The sequence below is a fragment of the Sinorhizobium sp. BJ1 genome (genome assembly GCF_002531555.1).
Classification (GTDB): Bacteria; Pseudomonadota; Alphaproteobacteria; order Rhizobiales; family Rhizobiaceae; genus Sinorhizobium; species Sinorhizobium fredii_B.
In genome coordinates, this window is sequence record NZ_NWTH01000015.1 from 131466 (window position 1) to 155773 (window position 24308).

The window sequence follows — 24308 nt, forward strand, 5'->3', positions numbered from 1 at the left end:
AATAGCTACATCGTCGGTGCTTAATCGGCGTATTGCCGAAGTGGATCGGCGATATGCAAGTTACCGACAAAGACCGCGAACTTCTTGCCGTCCTCAGTGAGAACGCCCGCATGCCGACCGCGACGATCGCGCGGCGGCTCGGCCTGTCGCGTACGACGGTGCAGGCTCGCATCGAGCGGCTGGAGCGCGAGGGGGTGATCGCCGGCTATGGCGTGCGGCTTGCCGAAAGCTATGAAAAGGGGCTGGTGAAGGCGCATGTGCTGATCACCATCGCGGCGCGGGCGCTGAGCCGTGTCACGCCGGAACTCGGCGCGATCCGCGAGATCCGCACACTGCATTCGGTTAGCGGCAGCTTCGACCTGATTGCCATCGTCGCGGCAGCCTCGATCAGCGAGCTGGATCTGCTGATCGATCGCATCGGTGAAATCGAGGGTGTCGAGAAGACGCTGTCATCGATCATTCTCTCGACGCGCATCGACCGCTGACCGGCTCCGCCATTCAGCGCGCGCTGCTACCGGATCCGGTGTTCCAGGCGCCTGGGCCGCGAATGACGGAAACGATCGAGCCATCGCCGGGCGCAAGCCATTTCTCGCGGTCGAAGTAGAGCTCGGCGGCGCTCTTCGGCCGTGCACGCGCCGCCTGATTGGCGAGGAAATTGTAGCGTGGCGTGTCGCCCGATTCCCGCCTGAACTGGATACGGCTGCCGAAACGCTTGAGATCGAATTCGCCGAGCGCCTGAATCTTCAAGGCGATGCTCTCGCTGTCGGCCCAGTGAACCTCACTCAGGAAAACCGAAGCGGCCGTCGCCGCGGCACTGGTAACCGCCTGGGTATCGTCGGGATGCTCTATGTTGAGCTTTACGCGGAAGGAGGTTATTTCATTCTCGTCGGTGCCTTTGACGAGGATGAAGATCGACGAGCTTTTCTCCACGCCCGGGCGGGCAAAAGGAACGAGCGAGGAACATTCCCATCGGCCGCTCTCGGCGGATTTCCATGCGAGTTCGCGGAAGCCCGCGTCCCGCAGGCCCTCGCACAGAGCGCGCGGGTCGCTGCGAATCTGGCGGATGAATTGCTGCTCGGGCGTATGCAGGTCCTCGAATGTTCGAACCGGCAGCAGCACTCTCGACGGCTCCGCTTTCTTGAGTCGTTGACGGATTGGCTTCGACGCCGGCACTTGCGGGGCTGCAGGGAGCACCTCCTGCAGCCCCATCGCCGTCAGCAGATGTTTCAGATTGCGTTGCTCGTTGGCAAGCAGCGCGGTCGCCAGGATCGCCGTGAAGATCAGCGCCACGGCTGATAGGAAGAAAGCGACGCCGGACCGGCCTTTCTGCTTCTTCTCCATGCCACCGTTGCTCCGCCAAAGAGCAGGTCGGCGGTTTCGTCCGCGACCGCTCAAACTTTTTAGACGGCGCACCATACGGGATCATGGCGCCGGCGTCCAAGAGACTTCATGCTCGAAAAGGCGCGGTTGGCGTTGGGCGAAGAACCCCTCCCCATCCCCGCAAGGGGGAGGGGATGGGGCGTCTGATTTTCTACTCCACGCGTGTCCGCTGCGCTTCCATGCGCGCCGTCCGCCAGGTGGAATAGGCGAAGGCCAAGAGGAAGATCGCCGTCATCAGGAGGACGATGGTCGGGGCCGGGGCGCTGTCGATGAAGAAGGAGAGATAGACGCCCGAGAAGGAGGCGGCGACAGCGACGACGACGGCGACGATCAGCATGGAGCGAAACGTCCGCGTTAGAAGGAAGGCGATCGCCCCGGGGGCGATCAGCATGGCGATGGCGAGGATCAGACCGACGGCCTTCAAGGCGCCGACGATCGTTAGCGACAGGATTGCCAACAGCCCGTAATGCAGCCACCCGACCGGCAGGCCGACCGCACGTGCCTGGCCCGGATCGAAGGCGTGCAACAGCAGGTCGCGCCATTTCAAGGAGAGGATGCCGGCGGCGAGAAGCGCGATCAGGCCCGTCTCCAGGATGTCGCCCCAGCCGATGCCGAGCATGTCGCCGAAGAGGATGTGGTCGAGATGCACGTCGCTCTGGATGCTGGTGTAGAGCACCAGGCCAAGGCCGAACATGCCGGAAAAGACGACGCCCATCACCGTGTCCTGCTTGATGCGGCTGTTTTCCTTGAGATAGCCGGTGAGTAGCGCGCAGCACATGCCGGCGGCGAAGGCGCCGACGGCAAGCGGCAGGCCGACGATGTAGGAGAGGACGACGCCCGGGAAAACCGCATGCGAGATCGCGTCGCCCATCAGCGACCAACCCTTCAGCACCAGGAAGCAGGAGAGCATCGCCGTCGGGATCGCGACCAGAACCGAGATCAGCAGGGCGTTGCGCATGAACTCGAATTCGAAGACGGCAAGGAGCATATCGAGCGATGGCATCATGCGGTCTCCAGCGCCTCGGATGCGCGGCGGCGCGCGGCGAGCAGCCCATGTTTCGGAGCAAGCACGAAGGCGAGCAGGAAGATCGCAGTCTGCAGCACGATGATGATGCCGCCGGTTGCACCATCGAGGAAATAGCTCGCATAGGCGCCGACGAAGCTCGTCAGGGCGCCAATCACGATGCTGATCAGGATGAGGCGGGGGAAGCGGTCGGTGAGCAGATAGGCGGTGGCGCCGGGCGTCACGACCATGGCGATTACGAGAAAGGCGCCGACCGTCTGAAGTGCCGCCACGGTGCAAGCCGAGAGCAGCGTGAAAAACAGCACCTTGATGAGCGTCGTGTTGATGCCGATCGAACGGGCGTGGCTTTCGTCGAAGAAGGTCACCATCAGGTCTTTCCATTTCGCCGACAGGATCAGGAGCGAAACGATGCCGATGATGGCGAGCTGCAGCGTGTCGGCCGGGGTGATGGCGAGGATGTTGCCGAGCACGATCGTCTGGATGTTCACCGAGGTCGGCGACAGCGACACCATGAAGAGGCCGAGGCCGAAGAAGGAGGTGAAGATCAGGCCGATGATCGTATCCTCCTTCAACCGCGTGCGCTGGTTCAGGAACAGCATGGCGGCGGCGGCAAGTGCACCGGAGAAGAAGGCGCCGAGCGAGAAGGGGAGCCCCAGCATATAGGCGCCGGCAACGCCGGGGACGATCGAATGGGAGAGCGCGTCGCCGATCAGCGACCAGCCCTTCAACATCAGATAGGCCGAGAGGAAGGCGCAGACGGCGCCGACAAGCGCGCTGACCCACATGGCATTCAGCATATAGCCATAGGTGAAGGGTTCGGCGAGCAGGGCGATCATTCGCTGTCCGCCTCAGCCTCGGGCTTCGCCGGTTGGGTCACCATCCGACCCTTCGCGCCATACATGACCAGGGGGCGTTCGTCGTCGGTGATGACGGAAAGCTGGCGCGGATCGGCGTCATCGTGGAGGCTCTCCCCGCCGAGCACGAAATGACGCAGCACGCCGCCGAAGGCGAGTTCGAGATTGTCGCGGGTAAAGGTCGTCTCGGTCGGGCCGTAAGCGAGAACGGTGTTCTTCAGCAGCACGGTCCGGTCGCAGAATTCCGGCACGCTGCCGAGATTGTGGGTGGAGACGAGCATCACGCGTCCCTCGTCGCGAAGTGCGAGAAGCAGGCGGATGATCGCGTCTTCGGTCCTCACATCGACGCCGGTGAAGGGTTCGTCAAGCAGGATGACTTGGCCCTCCTGGGCCAGCGCCCGGGCAAGGAAGACGCGCTTCTTCTGGCCGCCGGAAAGCTCGCCGATCTGACGCTTGCGGAACTCGCTCATGCCGACCCGCGCCAGCGCTGCCTCCACCGCCTCGTGATCGGCCCGCTTCGGTATGCGTAGCATGTTCATGTGGCCGTAGCGGCCCATCATCACCACGTCCTCGACGAGGACAGGAAAATTCCAGTCGACCTCCTCGGCCTGCGGCACATAGGCGACGAGGTTCTTCTTCAGCGCCTGCGGCACGGTGAGGCCGAGGACTGAGATATCGCCCCTGGCCAGCCGGACGAAGCCCATGATCGCCTTGAACAGCGTGGACTTGCCGCTGCCGTTGACTCCGACCAGCGCGGCAATCGTGCCGGTCGGGATTTCGAACGAGGCGTCATGCAGCGCGCGGTGGCCGTTGCGATAGGTCACGGTGGCGTTGCTGACGCGAATGCCGCTGCCCTCGTCCAGAGGGCCGGGCCGCGGCGTAGGCCGGGCCTTTACCTGAAGGTTCATTGCGAAAGACCTTTCGCGATCGTTTCGGACGTGACACGCAGGAGATCGATATAGGTCGGGACCGGTCCGTCGACCTCGCTCAAGGAATCGACATAGAGCACACCGCCGTATTTGGCACCCGTCTCGCGCGCCACCTGCTTGGCTGGATCGGGCGAGATGGTGCTTTCGGAGAAGACGACCGGAATGTGGTTGACCCTGACCGCGTCGATCACCTTGCGCACCTGCTGCGGCGTGCCCTGCTGGTCGGCGTTGATCGGCCAGAGATAGAGCTCCTTCAGGCCGAAATCGCGCGTGAGATAGCTGAAGGCGCCCTCGCTGGAGACCAGCCAGCGCTTTTCCGCCGGGATCTTCTCGAGCTCGGCCCTGATCGGCGCGATGGTCGCCTCGATCTTCTTCTTGTAGGCCTCGGCATTCGCCTTGTAGGCCTCGGCATTGTCGGGGTCGAACTTCACGAAGGCATCGCGGATATTGTCGACATAGATCATTGCCGCCGACGGCGACATCCAGGCATGCGGGTTCGGCTTGCCCGTATAAGGGCCTTCGGCGATACCCATCGGCTCGACTCCTTCGGAGACCACCACGCCCGGAATGTCGTCGAAGTTTTGGAAGAATTTTTCGAACCAGAGCTCCAAGTTGAGGCCGTTCCAGAGGACAAGCTGGGCATCGTGCGCTTTGAGAATGTCGCGCGGGGTCGGCTGGTAGTTGTGGATCTCGGCGCCGGGCTTGGTGATGGATTCGACGATCGCCGCGTCGCCGGCAACGTTCCGCGCCATATCGGCAATGACCGTGAAGGTGGTGACGGCCTTGAACTTTTCCGCTGCGGCGGCCGTGCCGGGCAGGAAGGAAAAGGCAGCCATTGCCGCTGCTGCCGCCAGTATCATGCGCCTCGTCGAATCGATCATTCAGCTCTCCTCTTTGCAGACCTACATTATGGGTAAGCGAATGGCCTGCATAAGTCAATGCAAATGAGAACCATTTGCAACTAGCTATTTTCAAACAGACGGCCCTTGGCTAGTGTCGCCGGATGAGACAGACGAAGAATCGGATCGAGGAACTGGAGGGAATCCTGCGCGAGGGCGGCGTGCGCGTCACGCGCCAACGGGCGGCGATCCTCAAGATTCTGGCCGAGGCCGAGGACCATCCCGATGCAAGCGAACTGCACCGGCGCGCCAAGGAAATCGACGCGACGGTGTCGCTCTCGACCGTCTATCGCACGCTGTCGGCGCTGGAGCAGCAGGGCGTCGTGCAGCGTCATGCCTTCGAGAGCGCGACTGCCCGGTTCGAGACGGCGGACGTGCCGCATCATGACCATCTGATCGACATCGAAACGGGTGCCGTGATCGAGTTCCGCTCCGACAAGATCGAGCAGTTGCAGGCGGAAATCGCCGCCGAGCTCGGCTACGACCTGGTGCGCCACCGGCTGGAGCTCTATTGCCGGAAGCGCAAGGACTGAGCGCTCAGCCTTTCGGGACGACCGCCGGCACCGCGCGTCCGGCGGGCATGGTCATGGCGGCGACGCCGAGGATGACGCAGCCGAGCCCCAGCCACGCGGTCGCTGACAGCGTCTCGCCGAGAAACAGCACTCCGATCGCAACGCCGATGGGAACGCGAACGTAAGCCTGAGCCGTCGCACCGACGGAGCCGAGCGTTTGGATCAGCCGGAAATAGATGGCGAAGGCGAGTGCCGTGGAGAAGACCGAGAGGCCGAGGAGCGCCGCCAGAGACTGGGCCGAAGGCGCGAGCGTCCACGGCTGGTCGATGATCAGGCTCGCCGGGACGAGCAGAGCGGCGCCCGAGATCAGCGATCCGGCGGCGGGGATGATTGGATCCAGGCCCTTGAACCCCTTGCCGAAGATCGCGGCGCCCGCATAGCAGACCGTCGCAATGACCACCGCGATCTGTGCCGCGAGTTGATCACCGATCCCGCGAAAGGCCTCCAAACCGATGACCAAGCTCGTGCCTGTCAGCCCGGCAACGACGCCGACGAACTTGCGCGTGGTAACCGCCTCGTGGCGGGTGATTAGCGCCGTCAGCAGGAAGGCGAAGATGGGCGTGGTGGAATTGAGGATCGCTGCGACGCCGGCGTCGATCGTGCGCTCGGCCCATGCGATTAGCGTGAACGGAAGGACGCTGTTGAGGCAGGCCTGGAACAGAAGGCGCCGCCAAGTGGCCGCGTCACGCGGCAGCGAGAGACCGCGCCAGCCGATGACGGCGAGAAGGATCGCCCCGGCGATCAAGGTCCGGGCGGCGATCAGCGTTATCGGCGGAATGGTTTCGACGCCGATCTTGATGAACGTGTAAGAAGCGCCCCAGAGCGTCGCGAGCGCGAGAAGAAGCAATAGTTCGAAAGCGATGTTTGTCTTGGCGGCAGCGATCATCGATCAAATCCTTAAAGCGAGTCCATGCCGCTCTTCTAACCTCGCCGGAGAGATGGATGCTTCGGTACCGATCGAAGTGTGGTGAGATCTCCCTGGGCGGGAGATCTCTACTGCATGTTTTTGCCCTTAAATCGGGTACGGTTTGACCAAACATGCAGTAACGAAAACCGGGGCTGTTTCCAGCCCCGGTGCCGCATCTCCGGTATCGCGGCACCGCCCGAAACTCCGGGCGGCGCCTTTGTCAATGGCTTAGTTCGTCTGCCAGCTCTTGACCAGTTCGTCGTAATTGACGGTGACCGGTTTGTCCTTTTCGTTCTCGACCTTCAGCTGCGGAGCGAGGTTGCCGGCCTTGACGGCTTCCGCGTTCCAGTATTCGAGATCGTGCTCCTCGGCGAGCTTCGGACCGATGTCGCCCTGGATACCGGCGCGTTCGAGGCGCTGCAGCACCTTTTCCTGTTCGGCGCAAAGCGAATCCATGGCTTCCTGCGCCGTCTTGGCACCGGAAGAAGCGTCACCGATTGCCTGCCACCACAGCTGTGCCAGCTTCGGATAGTCAGGCACGTTGGTGCCGGTCGGCGACCATTGCAGGCGGGCCGGCGAACGGTAGAACTCGATCAGGCCGCCGAGTTTCGGTGCGCGCTCGGTGAAGCTCTGGTGGTCGAGGGTCGACTGGCGGATGAAGGTGAGACCGACATGGCTCTTCTTCACGTCGATGGTTTTGGAGGTGACGAACTGCGCATAGAGCCAGGCGGCCTTGGCGCGATCGTCCGGGGTGGATTTCATCAGCGTCCAGGATCCTGCGTCCTGGTACCCAAGCTTCATTCCGTCCTTCCAATAGACGCCGTGCGGGCTCGGAGCGAAACGCCACTTCGGCGTGCCGTCCTCGTTGACGACCGGCAGACCTTCCTTCACGAAGGCGGCCGTGAAGGCCGTGTAGGTGAACATCTGCTGGGCGACCTCGCCCTGCGAGGGAACCGGGCCGGACTCAGAGAAGGTCATGCCCTGGGCAGCGGCCGGGGCATAGGCCTTCATCCAGTCGAGATATTTCTGGATCGCATAGACCGAAGCCGGGCCATTGGTGTCGCCGCCGCGAGCAACGCATGAGCCGACGGGTCGCGAGTTTTCGTCGACCTTGATACCCCATTCATCGACCGGCTTGCCGTTCGGGATGCCCTTGTCGCCATTGCCGGCCATCGACAGCCAGGCGTCGGTGAAGCGCCAGCCGAGCGACGGGTCCTTCTTGCCGTAGTCCATGTGACCATAGACCTTCTTGCCGTCGATCTCGCGGCCGGTGAAGAACTCGGCGATGTCCTCATAGGCCGACCAGTTGACCGGAACGCCGAGATCGTAGCCGTACTTGGCCTTGAAGTCCGCCTTGTTTTTCTCGTCGTTGAACCAGTCGTAGCGGAACCAATAGAGGTTGGCGAACTGCTGGTCGGGAAGCTGGTAGAGCTTGCCGTCCGGGGCCGTGGTGAAGGACTTGCCGATGAAGTCGTCGATGTCGAGCTTCGGGTTGGTAACGTCCTTGCCCTCGTTTGCCATCCAGTCGGTCAGGCTGCGCGCCTGCTGGTAGCGCCAATGGGTGCCGATCAGGTCGCTGTCGTTGATATAGGCGTCATAGATGTTTTCGCCCGATTGCATCTGCGTCTGCAGCTTCTCGACGACGTCGCCTTCGCCGATCAGATCGTGGGTGATCTTGATGCCGGTGATGGCGGTGAAGGCCGGGGCCAGCACCTTCGATTCGTATTCATGCGTGGCGATGGTCTCGGAAACGACCTTGATGTCCATCCCGGCGAAGGGCTTCGCCGCATCGACGAACCATTGCATTTCGGCTTCCTGCCCAGCTCGGTCGAGCGTGGACAGATCGCCGACTTCCTTGTCCAGGAATTGTTTTGCCTCATCCATGCCGGCGAAGGCGGTGCCGGTAAGTGCCAGCAGCATGGCCGCCGTCGTTGTGAAAAGGTGCCGTCGCATCAAGTCCTCCCTTGGGTTTTGCGATTGCGTTTCCTTGCAGTTTCGAAAGGCGCCCGGGTAAGCGCGCCCTTCATTTTCGTCCTCAGACGTAGCGGAAGACACCGACGGCGTAGATCGCCGAGAGGGCGACCGCCCACCAGAGATTTGCGCCGACGAGCCCCAGCCAGCCGAGGTGAATGAATGCGCTTCCGAGCAGCGATACGAAAAGCCGGTCGCCGCGCGTCGTCTCGAAGCGCAGGATGCCGAGGCGTGGGTTGCCGCCGGGTCGGGCATATTCCCACACAGCCATCAGCGACAGCAGTGCGAAGATCGTCAGAAAGAACATGGCGGTCGGAAATGACCAGGCCATCCAGCCGCCCGGGATCAGCGAGGCAAACCAGTCGCGCTTGCCGTCCTTGATCGGCAGAGCTGAAAAGAGCAGGCCGGCAGCTACGACATAGACGACGAGCACGGCGCCCAGTGCGACTGGCCAGCGGTTCTTGCGCGTGGCGATGATTGCCATCAGACCCTCCCCAGGGCAAAGCCCTTGGCGATGTAGTTGCGGACGAAATAGATGACGAGCGCGCCCGGGATGATCGTCAGCACGCCGGCGGCGGCAAGCACGCCCCAATCGAGGCCGGAGGCCGAAATCGTGCGCGTCATCGTCGCGGCAATCGGCTTGGCGGCAGTCGTCGTCAGCGTACGGGCGATCAGCAGTTCGACCCAGGAGAACATGAAGCAGAAGAAGGCGGCGACACCGATGCCGGAGGCGATCAGCGGCACGAAGATCTTCACGAAGAAGCGGGGGAAGGAATAGCCGTCGATATAGGCCGTCTCGTCGATTTCCTTCGGCACACCGGACATGAAGCCTTCGAGAATCCAGACGGCGAGCGGCACATTGAACAGGCAGTGGGCGATCGCTACGGCGATATGCGTGTCGATGAGGCCGAAGGCGGAATAGAGCTGGAAGAACGGCAGCGCAAAAACCGCCGGCGGCGCCATCCGGTTGGTCAAGAGCCAGAAGAACAGGTGCTTGTCGCCGAGGAAGCGATAACGCGAGAAGGCGTAGGCCGCCGGCAGCGCCACGGTCACCGAGATCAGCGTGTTCAAGACGACGTAGGTGATCGAGTTGATGTAGCCGTTGTACCACGAGGGATCGGTGAAGATCACCGTGTAGTTGCGGAGTGTGGGGTTCTGCGGCCAGAGCGAGAACGTACTGAGGATCTCGCTCGTTTCCTTAAAGCTCATGTTGACGAGCCAGTAGATCGGCAGGAGCAGGAAGACGATGTAGATCGTCGGCACCAGCCAGGAGAGGCGTTGCGAAAGCGGTTGCTTGTTGGTCATCATGTGTTCCTCCTCCTTTTTCAGCCCTGCGCGTCGCTCGTGGTCATCACCGTGTAGAAGATCCACGAGAGCAGCAGGATGATGAGGAAGTAGATGATCGAGAGGGCTGCGGCGGGGCCGAGGTTGAACTCGCCGATGGCCATCTTGACGAGGTCGACGGACAGGAAGGTCGTCGAGTTGCCCGGGCCGCCGCCGGTGACGACGAAAGGCTCCGTATAGATCATGAAACTGTCCATGAAGCGCAGCAGGAAGGCGATCAGCAGGACCCGTTTCATCTTCGGAAGCTGGATGTAGCGGAACACGGACCAGCGCGAAGCGCCGTCGATCTTGGCGGCCTGGTAGTAAGCGTCCGGGATCGATACGAGACCGGCATAGCAGAGCAGCACGACGAGGCTGGTCCAGTGCCAGACATCCATGATGATCAGCGTCACCCAGGCATCGAGCGGGTTCTGCACGTAGTTGTAGTTGATGCCGAGCGCTGCGAGCGTGCGTCCGAGCAGGCCGATGTCGACGCGGCCGAAGACCTGCCAGATGGTGCCGACGACGTTCCACGGAATGAGCAGCGGCAGCGCCATCAGGACGAGGCAGATCGGCACGCCGATGCCTTTCTTCGGCATGTTGAGGGCGATCACGATGCCGAGCGGGATCTCTATCGCCAGGATGATCGACGAAAAGATCAGGTTGCGGGTGAGCGCGTCCCAGAAGCGGTCGGATTCGAGCACATCAAGGAACCAGTCGGTGCCGGCCCAGAAGAACTCGTTGTTACCGAAGGTATCCTGCACCGAATAGTTGACGACGGTCATCAGGGGGACCACCGCCGAGAAGGCGACAAGCACCAGGACCGGCAGGACCATGAACCAGGCCTTGTTGTTCCAGGTCTTTTCCATGGTCAGGCCTCCTCGCCGACGCGCCAGGAATCGGCGTAGATGTTGATTGCCTTCGGGTCGAAGCTGACACGCGGCTCGGCCGGGATCTCGCCGTCCTCGTCGACGATGATCGAGATCGGCCGATCGGCGAAGCGGGCGCGCACGATCTTGTGGCGGCCGATGTCCTCGACCTTGGTGATCGCCACCGGCATGCCGTCGCGCCCGAGCGAGATGAATTCGGGACGAATGCCGAGTTCGGTCTTGGCACCGGGCGCGACCCTTGGCTGGAAATTGAGGGCGATGCTTTCGCCGCCCACTGCCGCTCTATTGCCGGCGATCTCGGCCGGCAGGACGTTCATGCCCGGCGAACCGATGAAGTAACCGACGAAGGTGTGGCGCGGACGCTCGAAGAGCTCGGCCGGCGTGCCGATCTGGACGATCTGGCCGTCATACATGACGACGACCTTGTCGGCGAAGGTGAGCGCCTCCGTTTGGTCGTGCGTGACATAGACCATGGTGAAGCCGAACTGCTTGTGCAGCCGTTTGATCTGCGAGCGCAGCACCCATTTCATCTCGGGATCGATGACGGTGAGCGGCTCGTCGAACAGGATGGCGCTCACATCGGAGCGCACCAGGCCGCGGCCGAGCGAAATCTTCTGCTTCTGGTCGGCCGTCAGCCCCCGTGCGGTCTTCTTGGCCCAGCCGCCAAGGCCGGTCATCTCGATGATCTCCTTGACGCGGCGGTCGACCTCGGCCTCCGGCACATGGCGGTTGCGCAGCGGGAAGGCGAGGTTGTCGTAGACGGTCATCGTGTCGTAGATGACCGGGAACTGGAACACCTGGGCGATGTTGCGGTGCTGCGTCGTCAGATGCGTGACATCGGTGCCGTCGAAGAGGATGCGACCCTCAGACGGGTTGATCAGCCCCGAAATGATGTTGAGCAGCGTGGTCTTGCCGCAGCCCGAAGGGCCGAGCAGGGCATAGGCGCCGCCGTCGTTCCATTCGTGATGGACTTCCTTCAGCGCGTAATCGGCTTCCGACTTCGGCTTGGCGCCATAGGCGTGGCGGACATGTTCGAGATTGATGCGTGCCATGGTCTCCTCCCAGCGCCTCCTTATGCGGTCCCGTCGATTGCCCGGCCATCCGGCCCGAAGGCCATCAGGTGGCGGGTGTCGACGAAGACGTCGAGGGTCGCGTCCGGTTCGATGTCGTGAATGCCGGGCGCCAGCATGACCCAGCGCGCATCGGCGAAGCCGACGTGAATGAAGCTTTCCGACCCGGCGATCTCGGAAATCGCCGTCTTGACGATGAGCGGATCGCCGCTTCCCTCGGGCCGGTCGAAAGAGAGGTGGTGCGGCTGGAAGGCGACCGTGCAGGGGCCGTCCGAAACCGCCGCAAGATGCGCGGGGACGGAAAGGACCGGCTTACCTTCGAGTGTGAAATCCGATCCCGCCTTCACCAGCTCGATCGTGTTGAGCGGCGGATCGGCGAAGGTGCGGGCGGTGATGATGTCGGCCGGACGGCGGTAGACGTCGATGGTGCGTCCGAACTGGGTGATGCGGCCTTCGCTCAACGAGGCGGTGTTGCCGCCGAGCAGCAGCGCCTCCGAAGGTTCGGTCGTCGCATAGACGAAGATGGCGCCGGAGGCGGCGAAGATCTTCGGCAGTTCCTCGCGCAGTTCCTCTCGCAGCTTGTAGTCGAGGTTGGCGAGCGGCTCGTCGAGCAGCACCAGATCGGCATTTTTGACGATGGCGCGGGCGAGCGCGGTGCGCTGCTGCTGGCCGCCGGAGAGATTGAGGGGCGTGCGGTCGAGATAGGCGGTGAGCTTCAAGAGTTCGGCGGCCTTGCGGACCTCCCGGTCGATTACTGCGTTGTCGGAACCCTTGATGCGCATCGGCGAGGCGATGTTGTCGTAGACCGTCATCGCCGGATAGTTGATGAACTGCTGATAGACCATCGCAACGGAACGCCGCTGCACGGGTACGCCGGTGACGTCGGCACCGTCGAAATGGATCGAACCGGAGGCTGGCTTGTCGAGACCGGCCATCAGCCGCATCAGCGACGTCTTGCCGGAGAGCGTCGGGCCGAGCAGCACGTTCAGCGATCCCCTCTCCAGCACAAGGTCGGTCGGGTGGATATGCGTCTCCCCGCCCACGACCTTGGTTATGTTCTTCATTTCAAGCATTGAATTCTCCGGTGTTCCACCCAGCCATCGGCAGTTTCAATCGCGGGATCAGGCGGCGGCATTGACGGCGCCGTGCATGTAGTCCTCCAACTCCGCGATCTCGGCCGGCGTCAGCTTCAATCCCAGTTTCGTGCGGCGCCAGAGCACGTCCTCGGCACGCCGCGCCCATTCCTGTCCGATCAGCCAGTCGACCTCGACCTCGTAAAGATCCGCGCCGAAGTGTTTGCCGAGATCCGTCTGGCTCGCGGCACGGCCGAGCAGCTTTGCAGCATGCGTACCGTAGAGCCGGACCAGCCGGCGGGCATGCGAAGCAGCGAGAAAAGGGTAGCGCGCCTTCAGCCTTTCGACTTCCGCGTCGTAGCCGGTTGCCGGAAAGTCGCCGCCAGGCAGGTGCGACGTGGCCGTCCATTTGTTGCCCTTTGCGCCGATCGCCTCGCCGATCTTATCGAGCGCCGATTCGGCCAGCCGCCGATAGGTCGTGAGCTTGCCGCCGAAGACGTTGAGCAGCGGCGCCTGGTCATTCTGGCCTTCGAGGCGCAGCACATAGTCGCGGGTCGCCTCCTGCGCCTTGCTTGCGCCGTCGTCAAAGAGCGGGCGCACCGCCGAATAGGTCCAGACAATATCCTGCCGGGTTACCGGTTCGCTGAAATATTCGCTGGCCGAGGTGCAGAGATAGTCGATCTCGGCATCGCTGATGCGCACCTCGGCGGGATTGCCGGTAAAATCCCGGTCGGTGGTGCCGATCAGGGTGAAATCGCCTTGGTAAGGAATGGCGAACATGATCCGCCCGTCCGGATTCTGGAAGAAATAGGCGCGCGGGTCGTCGAATTGCTTCTTCACGACGATATGGCTGCCCTGGACGAGGCGGACATTATGGACGTCCTTCTTGCCGATCGCGTCGCCGAGCACCCGGTCCACCCAGGGACCGGTGGCGTTGACGAGCATGCGGGCGCGGACTGTTTCGCGCCCTCCCGTCTGGGCGTCCTCGGTTTCGATCGCCCAGCGACCGTTTTCGCGCCGGGCCGAAACGACGCGGGTGCGCGCCAAGATGCGGGCGCCGCGGTCGGCGGCATCGCGGGCATTGAGCACTACGAGACGGGCGTCGTCGACCCAGCCGTCGGAATATTCGAAGGCCTTGGTGAAGAGGCGCTTCAGCGGCGCGCCGGCGGGATCGCGGGTCATATCCAGCGTGCCCGTGGCCGGCAACAGCTTGCGCCCGCCGATATGATCATAAAGGAATAGGCCGAGTCGGATCAGCCAGGCAGGGCGCGGGCCGCCCTTGTGATAGGGCAGGACGAAGCGCATCGGCCAGATGACGTGCGGCGCCATGGCCCAAAGCACCTCGCGCTCCATCAGCGCTTCGCGCACCAACCGGAATTCGTAGTGCTCGAGATAGCGAAGGCCGCCATGGATGAGCTTGGTGGAGCCGGACGAGGTGCCGGAGGCGAAATCGTCCATTTCGGCGAGCGCAACGGAATATCCCCGGCCGACCGCATCACGCGCAATGCCGCATCCGTTGATGCCGCCGCCTATGACAAAGACGTCGAAGATTGCCTGCTCTGACACCGCGATTTCCCCTCCCACTTTTCGCAACGCACAAATTGACGCAATCGCGAAAGTGAAGGCAGTTAAAACGAAAATATTTCGAATGTCAAACGAATGCTTCTCGAATCTTGTCAGTCCCTGGATGGGTGCGGTCAGTCCTCGGTCTCGACCAGCTTGACGCCTTGCTCGGAACAGATTTTCCGAACGTTTTCAACGATGCACCGGTCGGTGATGAAGGTCTGGACCTGGGAAATGTGGCCGATCCTGACCGGCGCGGTACGTTCGAACTTTGTCGAATCGGAAACCAGGATCACGTGGCGCGCATTGGCGATGATCGCTTGCGCGACTTTCACTTCGCGGAAATCGAAATCGAGAAGCGCGCCATCAGGGTCGATCGCGGAGGCGCCGATGACGGCGAAATCGACCTTGAACTGGTTGATGAAGTCGACCGCCGCCTCGCCGACGATGCCGCCGTCCGAGCCGCGTACGACGCCACCGGCGATCACCACCTCGATCGAGGGAAAGACGCGCAAGCGATTGGCAACATTGATATTATTCGTAATAACCATCAATTCCTTGTGGTCGAGCAACGCCTCGCCGACCGCTTCGGTAGTGGTGCCTATGTTGATGAAGAGCGAGGCGTTGTCGGGGATGAGTGCGGCGGCGGCGCGGCCGATCGCCTGCTTTTCCGCCGCGGCGATCTGGCGGCGGGCGTCGTATTTGACATTCTCCTTGCCGCTCGGAAAGATCGCGCCGCCGTGAATGCGGTTGAGCACCCTGGCATCGCAGAGGTCGTTCAGATCCTTGCGGATCGTCTGCGGCGTCACCGAAAAACGCTGGGCGAGTTCCTCGACGAGCACGCGGCCCTCCGCCTTTGCTAGGTCCAGAATCTCCGCTTGCCGTCCAGTGAGGTACATGCTTCGCTCCCTCTGCTTTCGTTTTCTTTCATAATATGCAAAAACGAAAGCCACGCAATTTCAGAATCAGCGATTAATTGCGGTTTTATCTTCGGTGCCGCTAGTGCCGATGCCAGTGTTGCAATCCATCCTTGGATGCGCCAGCGTGGTTTTTCGCGAGGAGGAAGGAAAGCCCATGTATCATCCGGCCTTGTTCAAGGGCATGAATGTGGTGGTGACCGGCGGCGGTCGGGGCATCGGCCTCGAGGTCGCCCGGCAGTTCCTCGATTGCGGTGCGCGGGTGCTGGTCCATGTCGGCCGGTCGATTTCCGGTCCGCGCCCAGATTTTCTCGACCTGGCGGCGGCTGAGGGCAGGGCATTCCTCTCGGCGGCGGATTTTCTTGCCGCCGGAGGCGTCGAGACGCTCGCCGACGAGGTGAAAAGCCGTTTCGAAAGCCTCGACGTGCTCGTCAACAATGCCGGCACGATGGTCGGTCGCTTTCCGGCGGCAGACCTGACCGACGACGAGTACCGAACGATCGTCCAGCTCAATCAGACCTCGGTCGTCGAGATGACCCGGTCGATGCTGCCGCTGTTGCTGAAGGGCACGCATCCGGCGATCGTCAACACCGTGTCGATCTCGGCGCGCTCCGGCGGCAGCGCCGGCTCGTCGATCTATTCCGCCACCAAGGCCTTCGTCGCCACCTATTCCAAGGCGCTGGCGCGCGAACTGGCGCCGGACGGGATTCGCGTCAATTGCGTTTCGCCCGGCACCATCACCACCGATTTCCACGAGCGCTATTCAACGCCCGAGAAGCTCGAGGCGACCCGCAAATCGATCCCGCTCGGGCGACTCGGGACCGCCGAGGACTGTGCGCCCGCCTATCTCTTCCTCGCCTCGCATGCGCTTTCCGGCTATATCACCGGCCAGGTGCTGGAGGTGAACGGGGGCCAGCTGATCGCCTAAGCGGGACTACGAAGGGCGTGCGCCTTCCGCCCCCTCATCCGCCTGCCGGCACCTTCCCGCGAACGGGGCGAAGGGATATGCCGCACAGTCTCAGTCCCCTTTCGCCGCATGCGGGGAGAGGCCTAGGGTGAGCGGCGACTTACTCTTTAACTTATGGGGCAGGCATGATCGACAAGCTGGAGTTCTTTCTCGCCCTCGCCCGCGAACGGCATTTTGGTCGTGCGGCGGAGGAATGCGGCGTCACGCAGCCGACGCTGTCGGCGGCGATCCGCCAGCTGGAGGACCAGCTCGGCGTCATTCTTGTCAATCGAGGATCCCGCTTTCAGGGGCTGACCCCCGAAGGCCAGCGGGTGCTCGAATGGGCGCGGCGGATCGTCGGCGATGCGCGCACAATGCGCGAGGAGATGCGCGCGGCGCGCAAGGGGCTCTCCGGCCACATTCGCCTTGCCGCCATCCCGACAACACTCTCCATGGTGCCGCTCATCACGGCACCGTTTCAGGAGAAGCATCCCGACGTCACCTTCTCGGTACTTTCGACCACCTCGCTGCAGATCCTGGCGCTGCTCGAAAATCTCGAAATCGACGCGGGGCTTACCTATCTGGAGAACGAACCGCTCGGCCGAGTCACCAGCGTGCCGCTGCAGATCGAGCAATATCATCTGGTTGCCGCCGCCGGCACAGCCCTGTCGGATCGCGACAGCGTGACCTGGAAAGACGTTAGCAATATTCGGCTTTGTCTATTGACGGCCGACATGCAGAACCGGCGTATCATTAATCAGCATTTCGCCGAAGCCGGCGCGGTGGCAAGCCCGACGCTCGAATCGAATTCGATGATCGTCCTTTTCTCCCACGTCCGGACCGGGCGGTGGGCAAGCATCATGCCCTATAACGTTGCGAAATCATTTGGCTTTCACGACGATATCCGGATGATCCCGATCATCGATCCGGATGTGCACCATACGGTAGGTCTGGTCGCGACCTACCGCGAGCCGTTTACTCCGCTGGTCTCCGCCCTGCTGCACGAGGCGCGCATCCTCAGCGAGCGCAACGGCGTTCAATAGATTTTTTCTATCGATCAACGGAACAGCATTATTGACCCTTCTGGCCTTAAGCGCGAAGCTTGTAGCCTGTGCAGAGGCCGACGAGGCTCCGGGCTCTGCGAGAATCGAGTTTGGGCGTGCTGGCGATCGAGCAGGGCTCTGATCGCGGCGCACCACGAGCCGGGAGGGCTCTTCGCGTGAATATTCATCTGCCAGGCGCAGACGTGACCGAGCGTACGCTGGCGATTGTCGGCGAACTCAAAGCGCTCGAAGGTCCGCTTCTGCCAATCCTGCACGAGATCCAGGACGAGTTCGGCTATGTGCCGCAGGAATGCCTGCCGGTGATCGCCCGCGAACTCAACCTGTCGCGCGCCGAAGTCTATGGCGTCGTCACCTTTTATCATGATTTCCGCGAACATCCGGCCGGGCGGCATGTCCTAAAACTCTGTCGCGCCGAATCCTGCCAGGCGGTGGGCGGTGACCGGCTCGCGGAGCGTGCCAAGGCGCTGCTCGGCATCGATTTCCACGAGACCACTCCGGACGGGGCGGTAACGCTCGAACCGGTCTACTGTCTTGGACTGTGTTCCTGCTCGCCGTCGGCGATGCTCGACGGCGAGGTGCATGGCCGGGTTGACGACGCGGAGCTCGAGGCGCTGGTCGCGGAGGCACGCCGATGACCGTCAAGATCTACATTCCGCGCGATGCCGCAGCACTTGCGCTTGGCGCCGAAAAGGTGGCGACGGCGATGGCCGAGGCGATCGCGGCGCGCGGTCTCGACGCGATGATCGTTCGTAACGGCTCGCGCGGCATGCACTGGCTGGAGCCGCTGGTCGAGGTCGCAACCGCGGCGGGCCGCGTCGCCTACGGTCCGGTTAAGGCGCGCGACGTCGCCTCACTTCTCGATGCGGGGCTGCTTTCAGGCGCTGCGCACCCGCTCTGTCTTGGCAAGACGGAAGAAATTCCCTTCCTCAAGCAGCAGACGCGGCTGACCTTCGCCCGCTGCGGCCTCATCGATCCGCTGTCGCTCGACGACTACCGCGCCCATGGCGGCTTGCGCGGCCTCGAGAAAGCGGTTGCCATGCAGCCGCAGGCGATCGTTGCCGAGGTGACCGAAAGCGGCCTGCGCGGCCGCGGCGGTGCCGGCTTCCCGACCGGCATCAAGTGGAAGACCGTCCTCGAAACCGCAGGCGCCCAGAAATACATCGTGTGCAACGCCGACGAGGGCGACAGCGGTACGTTCGCCGACCGAATGATCATGGAAGGCGATCCCTTCGTGCTGATCGAGGGCATGGCGATTGCCGGCGTCGCCACCGGTGCGACAAAGGGCTACGTCTACACCCGCTCCGAATATCCGCATGCCATTGCCGCCATGACGCAAGCGATCGAGATCGCCCGCGCCGCCGGCGTGCTCGGTCAATCGGTGCTCGGATCGGCGCATGCCTTCGACATGGAAGTTCGGACCGGCGCCGGCGCCTATGTCTGCGGCGAGGAGACCTCGCTGTTGAACAGCCTCGAGGGCAAGCGGGGTCTGGTGCGCGCCAAGCCGCCGCTGCCGGCGCACAAAGGTCTGTTCGACTGCCCGACCGTCATCAACAACGTCATCTCGCTCGCCTCGGTGCCGGTCATCCTGGACAAGGGCGCCGCCTTCTACCGCGATTTCGGCATGGGCCGGTCGCGCGGCACGATCCCGCTCCAGATTGCCGGCAACATCAAGCACGGTGGCCTTTATGAGACCGCCTTCGGCCTGACCCTCGGCGAAATCGTCGACGAGATCGGCGGCGGCACGGCGAGCGGCCGTCCTGTCAAGGCGGTGCAGGTGGGGGGGCCGCTCGGCGCCTATTTCCCGCGGGCGCTGTTCGACACGCCCTTCGACTACGAGGCCTTCGCGGCGAAGGACGGGCTTATCGGCCATGCCGGCATCGTCGTCTTCGACGACACGGCCGACATGCTGAAGCAGGCCCGCTTCGCCATGGAATTCTGCGCGGTCGAAAGCTGCGGCAAGTGCACGCCCTGCCGCATCGGCTCGATGCGCGGCGTCGAAGTGGCGGACAATATCGCGGCCGGCATCGAGCCGGAAAAGAACCGCGAACTGCTCGCCGATCTCTGCAACACGATGAAGTTCGGCTCGCTCTGCGCGCTCGGCGGCTTCACGCCCTATCCGGTGATGAGCGCCATGACGCATTTCCCGGAGGACTTTTCGCCGGCGCCGGCGGTGGACGCTGCGGAATGATACAGCGCGATGGGATGTATATTGAAGTCAACGAGCAAATTGGTGGCGGAACGCACGCAGTGCTCGAAGTGTTTTATTGGCACGAAGACGGCCGCATGACCTTCTCGGCCTTCTCTGAAGACTTGCCGCCGCTGGAGCTTGTCGAGTTTTCGGCGCAAACAGCGCGAGAACGATTGACCCCTAGTGTAGTCGGCATGGGAGCAGTGCAATGAATATGGTGCGTGAAATCGACTATGGCACTCCTGCTTCCAAATCCGAAAAGCTGGTGACGCTGATGATCGACGGGCGGGAGATCAGCGTGCCGGAAGGCACGTCGATCATGCGGGCGGCGATGGAAGCGGGCGTCGAGGTGCCGAAGCTCTGCGCCTCGGACATGATGGAGGCCTTCGGCTCCTGCCGGCTCTGTCTGGTGGAGATCGAGGGGCGGGCCGGCATGCCGGCCTCCTGCACGACGCCGGTCGCGCCCGGCATCAGCGTTTCGACGCAGACGCAGCGGCTGAAGGATGTGCGCCGCGGCGTCATGGAGCTCTATATCTCCGACCATCCGCTCGACTGCCTGACCTGTGCCGCCAACGGCGACTGCGAGCTGCAGGACATGGCCGGCGCCGTCGGCTTGCGTGACGTGCGCTATGGCTATGATGGCGCGAACCATGTGAAGGCGCGCAACAATGGCGAGATCAATCGCCAATGGGCGCCGAAGGACGAATCCAATCCCTATTTCACCTTTGATCCGGCGAAGTGCATCGTCTGCTCGCGCTGCGTGCGTGCTTGCGAAGAGGTGCAGGGCACCTTTGCGCTGACGATCAGCGGCCGCGGCTTCGATTCGCGTGTTTCCGCCGGCATGAGCGAGGATTTCGTCTCCTCCGAATGCGTCTCCTGCGGCGCCTGCGTGCAGGCCTGCCCGACGGCGACGCTGACCGAAAAATCGGTGATCGAGATCGGCCAGCCGGAGCATTCGGTCGTCACCACCTGTGCCTATTGCGGCGTCGGCTGCTCCTTCAAGGCGGAGATGCGCGGCGAGGAGCTTGTCCGCATGGTGCCGTGGAAGGATGGCCAGGCGAACCGCGGCCATTCCTGCGTCAAGGGCCGTTTCGCCTATGGCTATTCGAACCACAAGGACCGCGTTCTCAACCCGATGGTCCGCGACAAGGTCACCGATCCCTGGCGCGAGGTCACTTGGGAAGAGGCCTTTGCGCACGTCGCTTCCGAGTTCCGCCGAATCCAGTATCAGTATGGCCGAGATTCCGTCGGCGGCATCACCTCGTCGCGTTGTACCAACGAGGAGACCTATCTGGTGCAGAAGCTGGTGCGCGCCGGCTTCGGCAACAACAATGTCGATACCTGCGCCCGCGTCTGCCATTCGCCGACCGGCTACGGCCTCAACCAGACCTTCGGCACCTCGGCCGGCACGCAGAATTTCGACAGCGTCGAGCACACGGATGTCGCCATCATCATCGGCGCCAACCCGACCGACGGCCATCCGGTCTTCGCCTCGCGGCTCAAGAAGCGGCTGCGCGAGGGCGCCAAGCTGATCGTCATCGATCCGCGCCGGATCGATCTCGTCCGTTCGGCCCATGTCGAAGCCTCCTACCACCTGCCGATCAAACCCGGCACCAATGTCGCCATCCTGACGGCGCTTGCGCATGTCATCGTCACCGAGGGCCTCGCCAACGAAGCCTTCATCCGCGAGCGCTGCGACTGGTCGGAATTCGAGGATTGGGCGGCGTTCGTTGCCGAGCCCTACCACAGCCCGGAAGCGACCGAGGCTTACACCGGCGTTCCGGCCGAACTGGTGCGCGGGGCTGCTCGCCTTTACGCCACCGGCGGCAACGGCGCGATCTATTACGGCCTCGGGGTCACCGAGCACAGCCAGGGTTCGACCACGGTCATGGCGATCGCCAACCTCGCCATGGTCACCGGCAACATCGGTCGGCCCGGCGTCGGCGTCAATCCGCTGCGCGGCCAGAACAACGTGCAGGGCTCCTGCGACATGGGCTCCTTCCCGCACGAGCTGCCGGGCTACCGGCATATTTCGGACGACGCGACGCGCGAGACCTTCGAGAAGCTGTGGGGCGTGACGCTCAACAACGAGCCGGGCCTTCGTATCCCCAACATGCTCGACGCAGCGGTCGAAGGCACCTTCAAGGCGCTCTATATCCAGGGCGAGGACATCCTGCAGTCCGACCCGGACACCAAGCACGTGGCCGCCGGTCTCGCGGCGATGGAATGTGTCGTGGTGCACGACCTGTTCCTCAACGAGACGGCCAACTATGCGCATGTCTTCCTGCCCGGCTCGACCTTCCTGGAAAAGGACGGCACCTTCACCAATGCCGAGCGCCGCATCAATCGCGTTCGCCGGGTGATGCGGCCGAAGAACGGCTATGCCGACTGGGAGGTGACGCAGAAACTCGCCCAGGCCATGCGTCTCGACTGGAACTATGGCCATCCGTCCGAGATCATGGATGAAATCGCCGCGACGACGCCGACCTTCGCCATGGTCTCCTATGACTATCTCGACAAGATGGGCTCGGTGCAGTGGCCCTGCAACGAAAAGGCGCCGCTCGGTTCGCCGATCATGCATGTCGACGGCTTCGTGCGCGGCAAGGGCAAGTTCATCCGCACCGAATATGTGCCGACCGACGAGAGGACCGGGCCGCGCTTCCCGCTGCTGCTCACCACCGGCCGCATCCTCAGCCACTACAATGTCGGCGCCCAGACGCGTCGCACGGAGAATGTCGTCTGGCACCCGGAAGACCGGCTGGAGATCCATCCGCATGACGCCGAACAGCGCGGCATCCGCGACGGCGACTGGATCCGGCTCGCCAGCCGCTCGGGCGAGACGACGCTCCGGGCGCTCATCACGGACCGCGTCGCGCCTGGTGTCGTCTACACCACCTTCCACCATCCGACGACGCAGGCGAACGTCATCACCACGGACTTTTCCGACTGGGCGACCAACTGCCCGGAATACAAGGTGACGGCCGTGCAGGTGTCGCCGTCGAACGGCCCCTCGGACTGGCAGGTCGACTATGACGAGCAGGCCCGCCAATCGCGGCGGATCGCCGGCAAGCTGGAGGCGGCGGAGTAGGAGAAGGAATGGTAGGCAAACGACTTCCGTCCTCTCCCACTGCCGTCACGGTCGGCGCGGCCGACAGGACCCGCTTCAGGACGACGGCGAAGGTTCCGGAAGACGCGCGGCGTGCGGGCGTGCTCGTACGGCAATCGCGCGTCGTGCCGGAGGAGACAGCGATTGCGCTGAGCTATGGTGGGTCGACGCACGCCGTGATGATGGCGACGCCCGCCGATCTCGAGGACTTCGCCATCGGCTTCAGCCTGACGGAAGGCATCATCACCGACCCGGATCAAATCGAAACGGTCGAGGTGGTCGCCGAGGACAACGGAATCGACCTGCAAATCAGCCTCAGGGACGAGCAGAACGAGGCGTTGCGTTTGCGCCGCCGCCACATGGCCGGGCCCGTCGGCTGCGGGCTCTGCGGCATCGAATCGATCGAGCAAGCCGTGCGAGCGACGTCGGACGTTTCCGGCTCGTCGCTGAGGCTCTCCGATGAGGATGTCGTACAGGCCGTTGGCCTGCTCAACGGCCAGCAGCCGCTGCACATCGAGACGCGTGCGGTGCATGGCGCGGCGTTCTACGTGCCGGGCCAGGGGCTGATCGCGGTGCGCGAGGATGTCGGTCGCCACAATGCGCTGGACAAGCTGACGGGTGCCGCCGCACGCGCCGGTTTCAAGGGCACACAAGGCGCCGTCGTCGTCACGTCGCGCGTCTCTGTCGAGATGGTTCAGAAGGCGGCGATTGCCGGAAGCCCGGTGATCATCGCCATTTCGGCGCCGACGGCGCTTGCGATCCGCACGGCGGAGGAGGCCGGCATGACACTGATCGCGCTTGTGCGCGGCGACGAATTCGAAATCTTTACCCACCCAGAGCGCATTGAGCGGGACGAGGAAGAACGGGCGCCGTTTTCCACGCGCGCCTCCCGCACTGATTCATTTTGAGAGAAGCGGAGCTGTCGCGATGTCTGCAGATACCAATGCCAAGCTGATCCACATGGCGAACCAGATCGCGACCTTCTTCCAGAGCCAGCCAGCGAGAGAGGCGGCGCAAGGCGTGGCGACGCACATCAACAAATATTGGGAGCCGCGCATGCGCCGCAAACTGTTCGAGCATATCGAGCACGGCGGCGAGGGACTGAACCCGTTGGTCCTTGAAGCAGCGCCGAAGATCCGCCGTCCGGAAGCGGCGTAGCCCAGGGACAGTAGCCGGAAGAGGCGCTTACCGACGCAGCACGCAAAAAGACCCCTCCCCAACCCCTCCCCACAAGGGGGCTTTCGATGCCGTGCCACCCCGTTCCCGACTCGACCGGTCCTGAAGGCTTGGAAGTTGGAACTGGCACTGTGGGCGGCCGCACGCGCCGAGCCCCTCCCTTGTGGGGAGGGGCCTGCAAAGTTCTTGGCTTAACCTCAAAATGGTCTTGCGGGGAGGGCGGCCACTGATGCCACCTCCCCTTCTTCGAGCGTGGGGTTCGGGGATTGAACTCAGAAGTTCTGCCAGGCTTCGGCGGCGGGCACGACCGCCAGGTTTCGCTTTTGGGCGCCTCTTGTCGGTCTTGCTGCGGGAAGCCGTGCCGGCGCATCGGCGCGAATGTCGGTCGGGCCACCGTTGATGTCCTCACCGATCCGGAATTGCCGGAGGAGGCCGTAGAGAGCCTCCGCCTCGCGC

Annotated in this window: 24 protein-coding genes; 10 read left to right on the top strand and 14 right to left on the bottom strand. The window is 63.2% G+C overall.

The window, feature by feature from the left end; genetic code table 11:
• Nucleotides 1-53 precede the first annotated feature (53 nt).
• Entirely contained in the window at nt 54-485 is a 432-nt protein-coding gene (locus CO676_RS19230) for an Lrp/AsnC family transcriptional regulator (RefSeq protein WP_014766183.1), read from the top strand.
• A gap of 13 nt (nt 486-498) precedes the next feature.
• On the opposite strand, the gene CO676_RS19235 is transcribed toward CO676_RS19230, so the two are convergent.
• The 5 genes from CO676_RS19235 to CO676_RS19255 form a co-directional block, all read right to left on the bottom strand.
• The gene (locus tag CO676_RS19235; RefSeq protein WP_014766182.1) at nt 499-1341 is read right to left on the bottom strand and encodes a DUF6030 family protein; all 843 of its coding nucleotides are present in this window, start codon (nt 1339-1341) and stop codon (nt 499-501) included.
• A 190-nt stretch (nt 1342-1531) separates the two neighbouring features.
• Nucleotides 1532-2386, bottom strand: a complete 855-nt coding sequence (locus tag CO676_RS19240) for a metal ABC transporter permease (protein ID WP_014766181.1) — start codon at nt 2384-2386, stop codon at nt 1532-1534.
• The gene (locus CO676_RS19245) at nt 2383-3240 is read right to left on the bottom strand and encodes a metal ABC transporter permease (RefSeq protein ID WP_014766180.1); all 858 of its coding nucleotides are present in this window, start codon (nt 3238-3240) and stop codon (nt 2383-2385) included. The genes CO676_RS19240 and CO676_RS19245 overlap by 4 nt, the downstream gene beginning before the upstream one ends.
• On the bottom strand, nt 3237-4166 hold the full coding sequence (locus tag CO676_RS19250) for a manganese/iron ABC transporter ATP-binding protein (RefSeq protein ID WP_097522255.1): 930 nt from the start codon (nt 4164-4166) through the stop codon (nt 3237-3239). The genes CO676_RS19245 and CO676_RS19250 overlap by 4 nt, the downstream gene beginning before the upstream one ends.
• A complete protein-coding gene (locus tag CO676_RS19255) occupies nt 4163-5068 on the bottom strand; it encodes a metal ABC transporter substrate-binding protein (protein WP_097522256.1) in 906 nt (301 codons plus the stop codon). The genes CO676_RS19250 and CO676_RS19255 overlap by 4 nt, the downstream gene beginning before the upstream one ends.
• Nucleotides 5069-5190: 122 nt before the next feature.
• Here CO676_RS19255 and CO676_RS19260 point away from each other — a divergent pair, with 122 nt between their 5' ends.
• Nucleotides 5191-5619: a Fur family transcriptional regulator gene (locus CO676_RS19260; protein ID WP_097522257.1), complete on the top strand. Its 429-nt coding sequence runs from the start codon at nt 5191-5193 to the stop codon at nt 5617-5619.
• A gap of 4 nt (nt 5620-5623) precedes the next feature.
• Here CO676_RS19260 and CO676_RS19265 read toward each other — a convergent pair whose 3' ends face one another.
• The 9 genes from CO676_RS19265 to CO676_RS19305 form a co-directional block, all read right to left on the bottom strand.
• Nucleotides 5624-6544: an EamA family transporter gene (locus CO676_RS19265; RefSeq protein WP_014766176.1), complete on the bottom strand. Its 921-nt coding sequence runs from the start codon at nt 6542-6544 to the stop codon at nt 5624-5626.
• Nucleotides 6545-6793: 249 nt separating this feature from the next.
• Nucleotides 6794-8518, bottom strand: coding sequence for an ABC transporter substrate-binding protein (locus CO676_RS19270; RefSeq protein WP_014766175.1), 1725 nt, complete (start codon nt 8516-8518; stop codon nt 6794-6796).
• An 82-nt stretch (nt 8519-8600) separates the two neighbouring features.
• The gene (locus CO676_RS19275; protein WP_014766174.1) at nt 8601-9020 is read right to left on the bottom strand and encodes a DUF2160 domain-containing protein; all 420 of its coding nucleotides are present in this window, start codon (nt 9018-9020) and stop codon (nt 8601-8603) included.
• On the bottom strand, nt 9020-9844 hold the full coding sequence (locus CO676_RS19280; protein WP_014766173.1) for a carbohydrate ABC transporter permease: 825 nt from the start codon (nt 9842-9844) through the stop codon (nt 9020-9022). The genes CO676_RS19275 and CO676_RS19280 overlap by 1 nt, the downstream gene beginning before the upstream one ends.
• A 17-nt stretch (nt 9845-9861) precedes the next feature.
• Entirely contained in the window at nt 9862-10728 is an 867-nt protein-coding gene (locus CO676_RS19285; protein WP_014766172.1) for a sugar ABC transporter permease, read from the bottom strand.
• Between the two features lie 2 nt (nt 10729-10730).
• Nucleotides 10731-11801, bottom strand: coding sequence for an ABC transporter ATP-binding protein (locus tag CO676_RS19290; RefSeq protein WP_014766171.1), 1071 nt, complete (start codon nt 11799-11801; stop codon nt 10731-10733).
• Between the two features lie 20 nt (nt 11802-11821).
• On the bottom strand, nt 11822-12892 hold the full coding sequence (locus CO676_RS19295; RefSeq protein WP_097522258.1) for an ABC transporter ATP-binding protein: 1071 nt from the start codon (nt 12890-12892) through the stop codon (nt 11822-11824).
• Between the two features lie 48 nt (nt 12893-12940).
• On the bottom strand, nt 12941-14458 hold the full coding sequence (glpD, locus tag CO676_RS19300) for a glycerol-3-phosphate dehydrogenase (protein ID WP_097522259.1): 1518 nt from the start codon (nt 14456-14458) through the stop codon (nt 12941-12943).
• A 131-nt stretch (nt 14459-14589) separates the two neighbouring features.
• Nucleotides 14590-15354 carry a DeoR/GlpR family DNA-binding transcription regulator gene (locus CO676_RS19305; RefSeq protein WP_014766168.1) on the bottom strand — a complete coding sequence of 255 codons (765 nt, stop codon included), beginning with the start codon at nt 15352-15354 and terminating at the stop codon, nt 14590-14592.
• A gap of 175 nt (nt 15355-15529) precedes the next feature.
• On the opposite strand from CO676_RS19305, the gene CO676_RS19310 reads away from it, so the two are divergent.
• The 8 genes from CO676_RS19310 to CO676_RS19345 all read left to right on the top strand — a co-directional run bounded on the left by CO676_RS19310 (nt 15530) and on the right by CO676_RS19345 (nt 23834).
• Nucleotides 15530-16300 (top strand): SDR family oxidoreductase, encoded by a 771-nt coding sequence (locus CO676_RS19310; protein ID WP_014766167.1) that lies wholly within the window; start codon nt 15530-15532, stop codon nt 16298-16300.
• A 164-nt stretch (nt 16301-16464) separates the two neighbouring features.
• Nucleotides 16465-17361: a LysR family transcriptional regulator gene (locus CO676_RS19315; RefSeq protein WP_097522260.1), complete on the top strand. Its 897-nt coding sequence runs from the start codon at nt 16465-16467 to the stop codon at nt 17359-17361.
• 176 nt (nt 17362-17537) lie between these two features.
• Nucleotides 17538-18017 (top strand): formate dehydrogenase subunit gamma, encoded by a 480-nt coding sequence (locus tag CO676_RS19320; protein WP_014766165.1) that lies wholly within the window; start codon nt 17538-17540, stop codon nt 18015-18017.
• Nucleotides 18014-19570, top strand: coding sequence for an NADH-quinone oxidoreductase subunit NuoF (locus CO676_RS19325; RefSeq protein ID WP_097522261.1), 1557 nt, complete (start codon nt 18014-18016; stop codon nt 19568-19570). Before CO676_RS19320 ends, CO676_RS19325 begins: the two co-directional genes overlap by 4 nt.
• Complete coding sequence (locus tag CO676_RS19330; protein ID WP_041414716.1) at nt 19567-19782, top strand: hypothetical protein; 216 nt, start codon at nt 19567-19569, stop codon at nt 19780-19782. Before CO676_RS19325 ends, CO676_RS19330 begins: the two co-directional genes overlap by 4 nt.
• Entirely contained in the window at nt 19779-22658 is a 2880-nt protein-coding gene (gene fdhF / locus CO676_RS19335; RefSeq protein ID WP_097522262.1) for a formate dehydrogenase subunit alpha, read from the top strand. Before CO676_RS19330 ends, fdhF begins: the two co-directional genes overlap by 4 nt.
• 8 nt (nt 22659-22666) lie before the next feature.
• A complete protein-coding gene (fdhD, locus tag CO676_RS19340) occupies nt 22667-23584 on the top strand; it encodes a formate dehydrogenase accessory sulfurtransferase FdhD (protein ID WP_097522263.1) in 918 nt (305 codons plus the stop codon).
• A 19-nt stretch (nt 23585-23603) separates the two neighbouring features.
• A complete protein-coding gene (locus CO676_RS19345) occupies nt 23604-23834 on the top strand; it encodes a formate dehydrogenase subunit delta (protein WP_014766160.1) in 231 nt (76 codons plus the stop codon).
• The last annotated feature ends 474 nt before the right edge of the window (nt 23835-24308 follow it).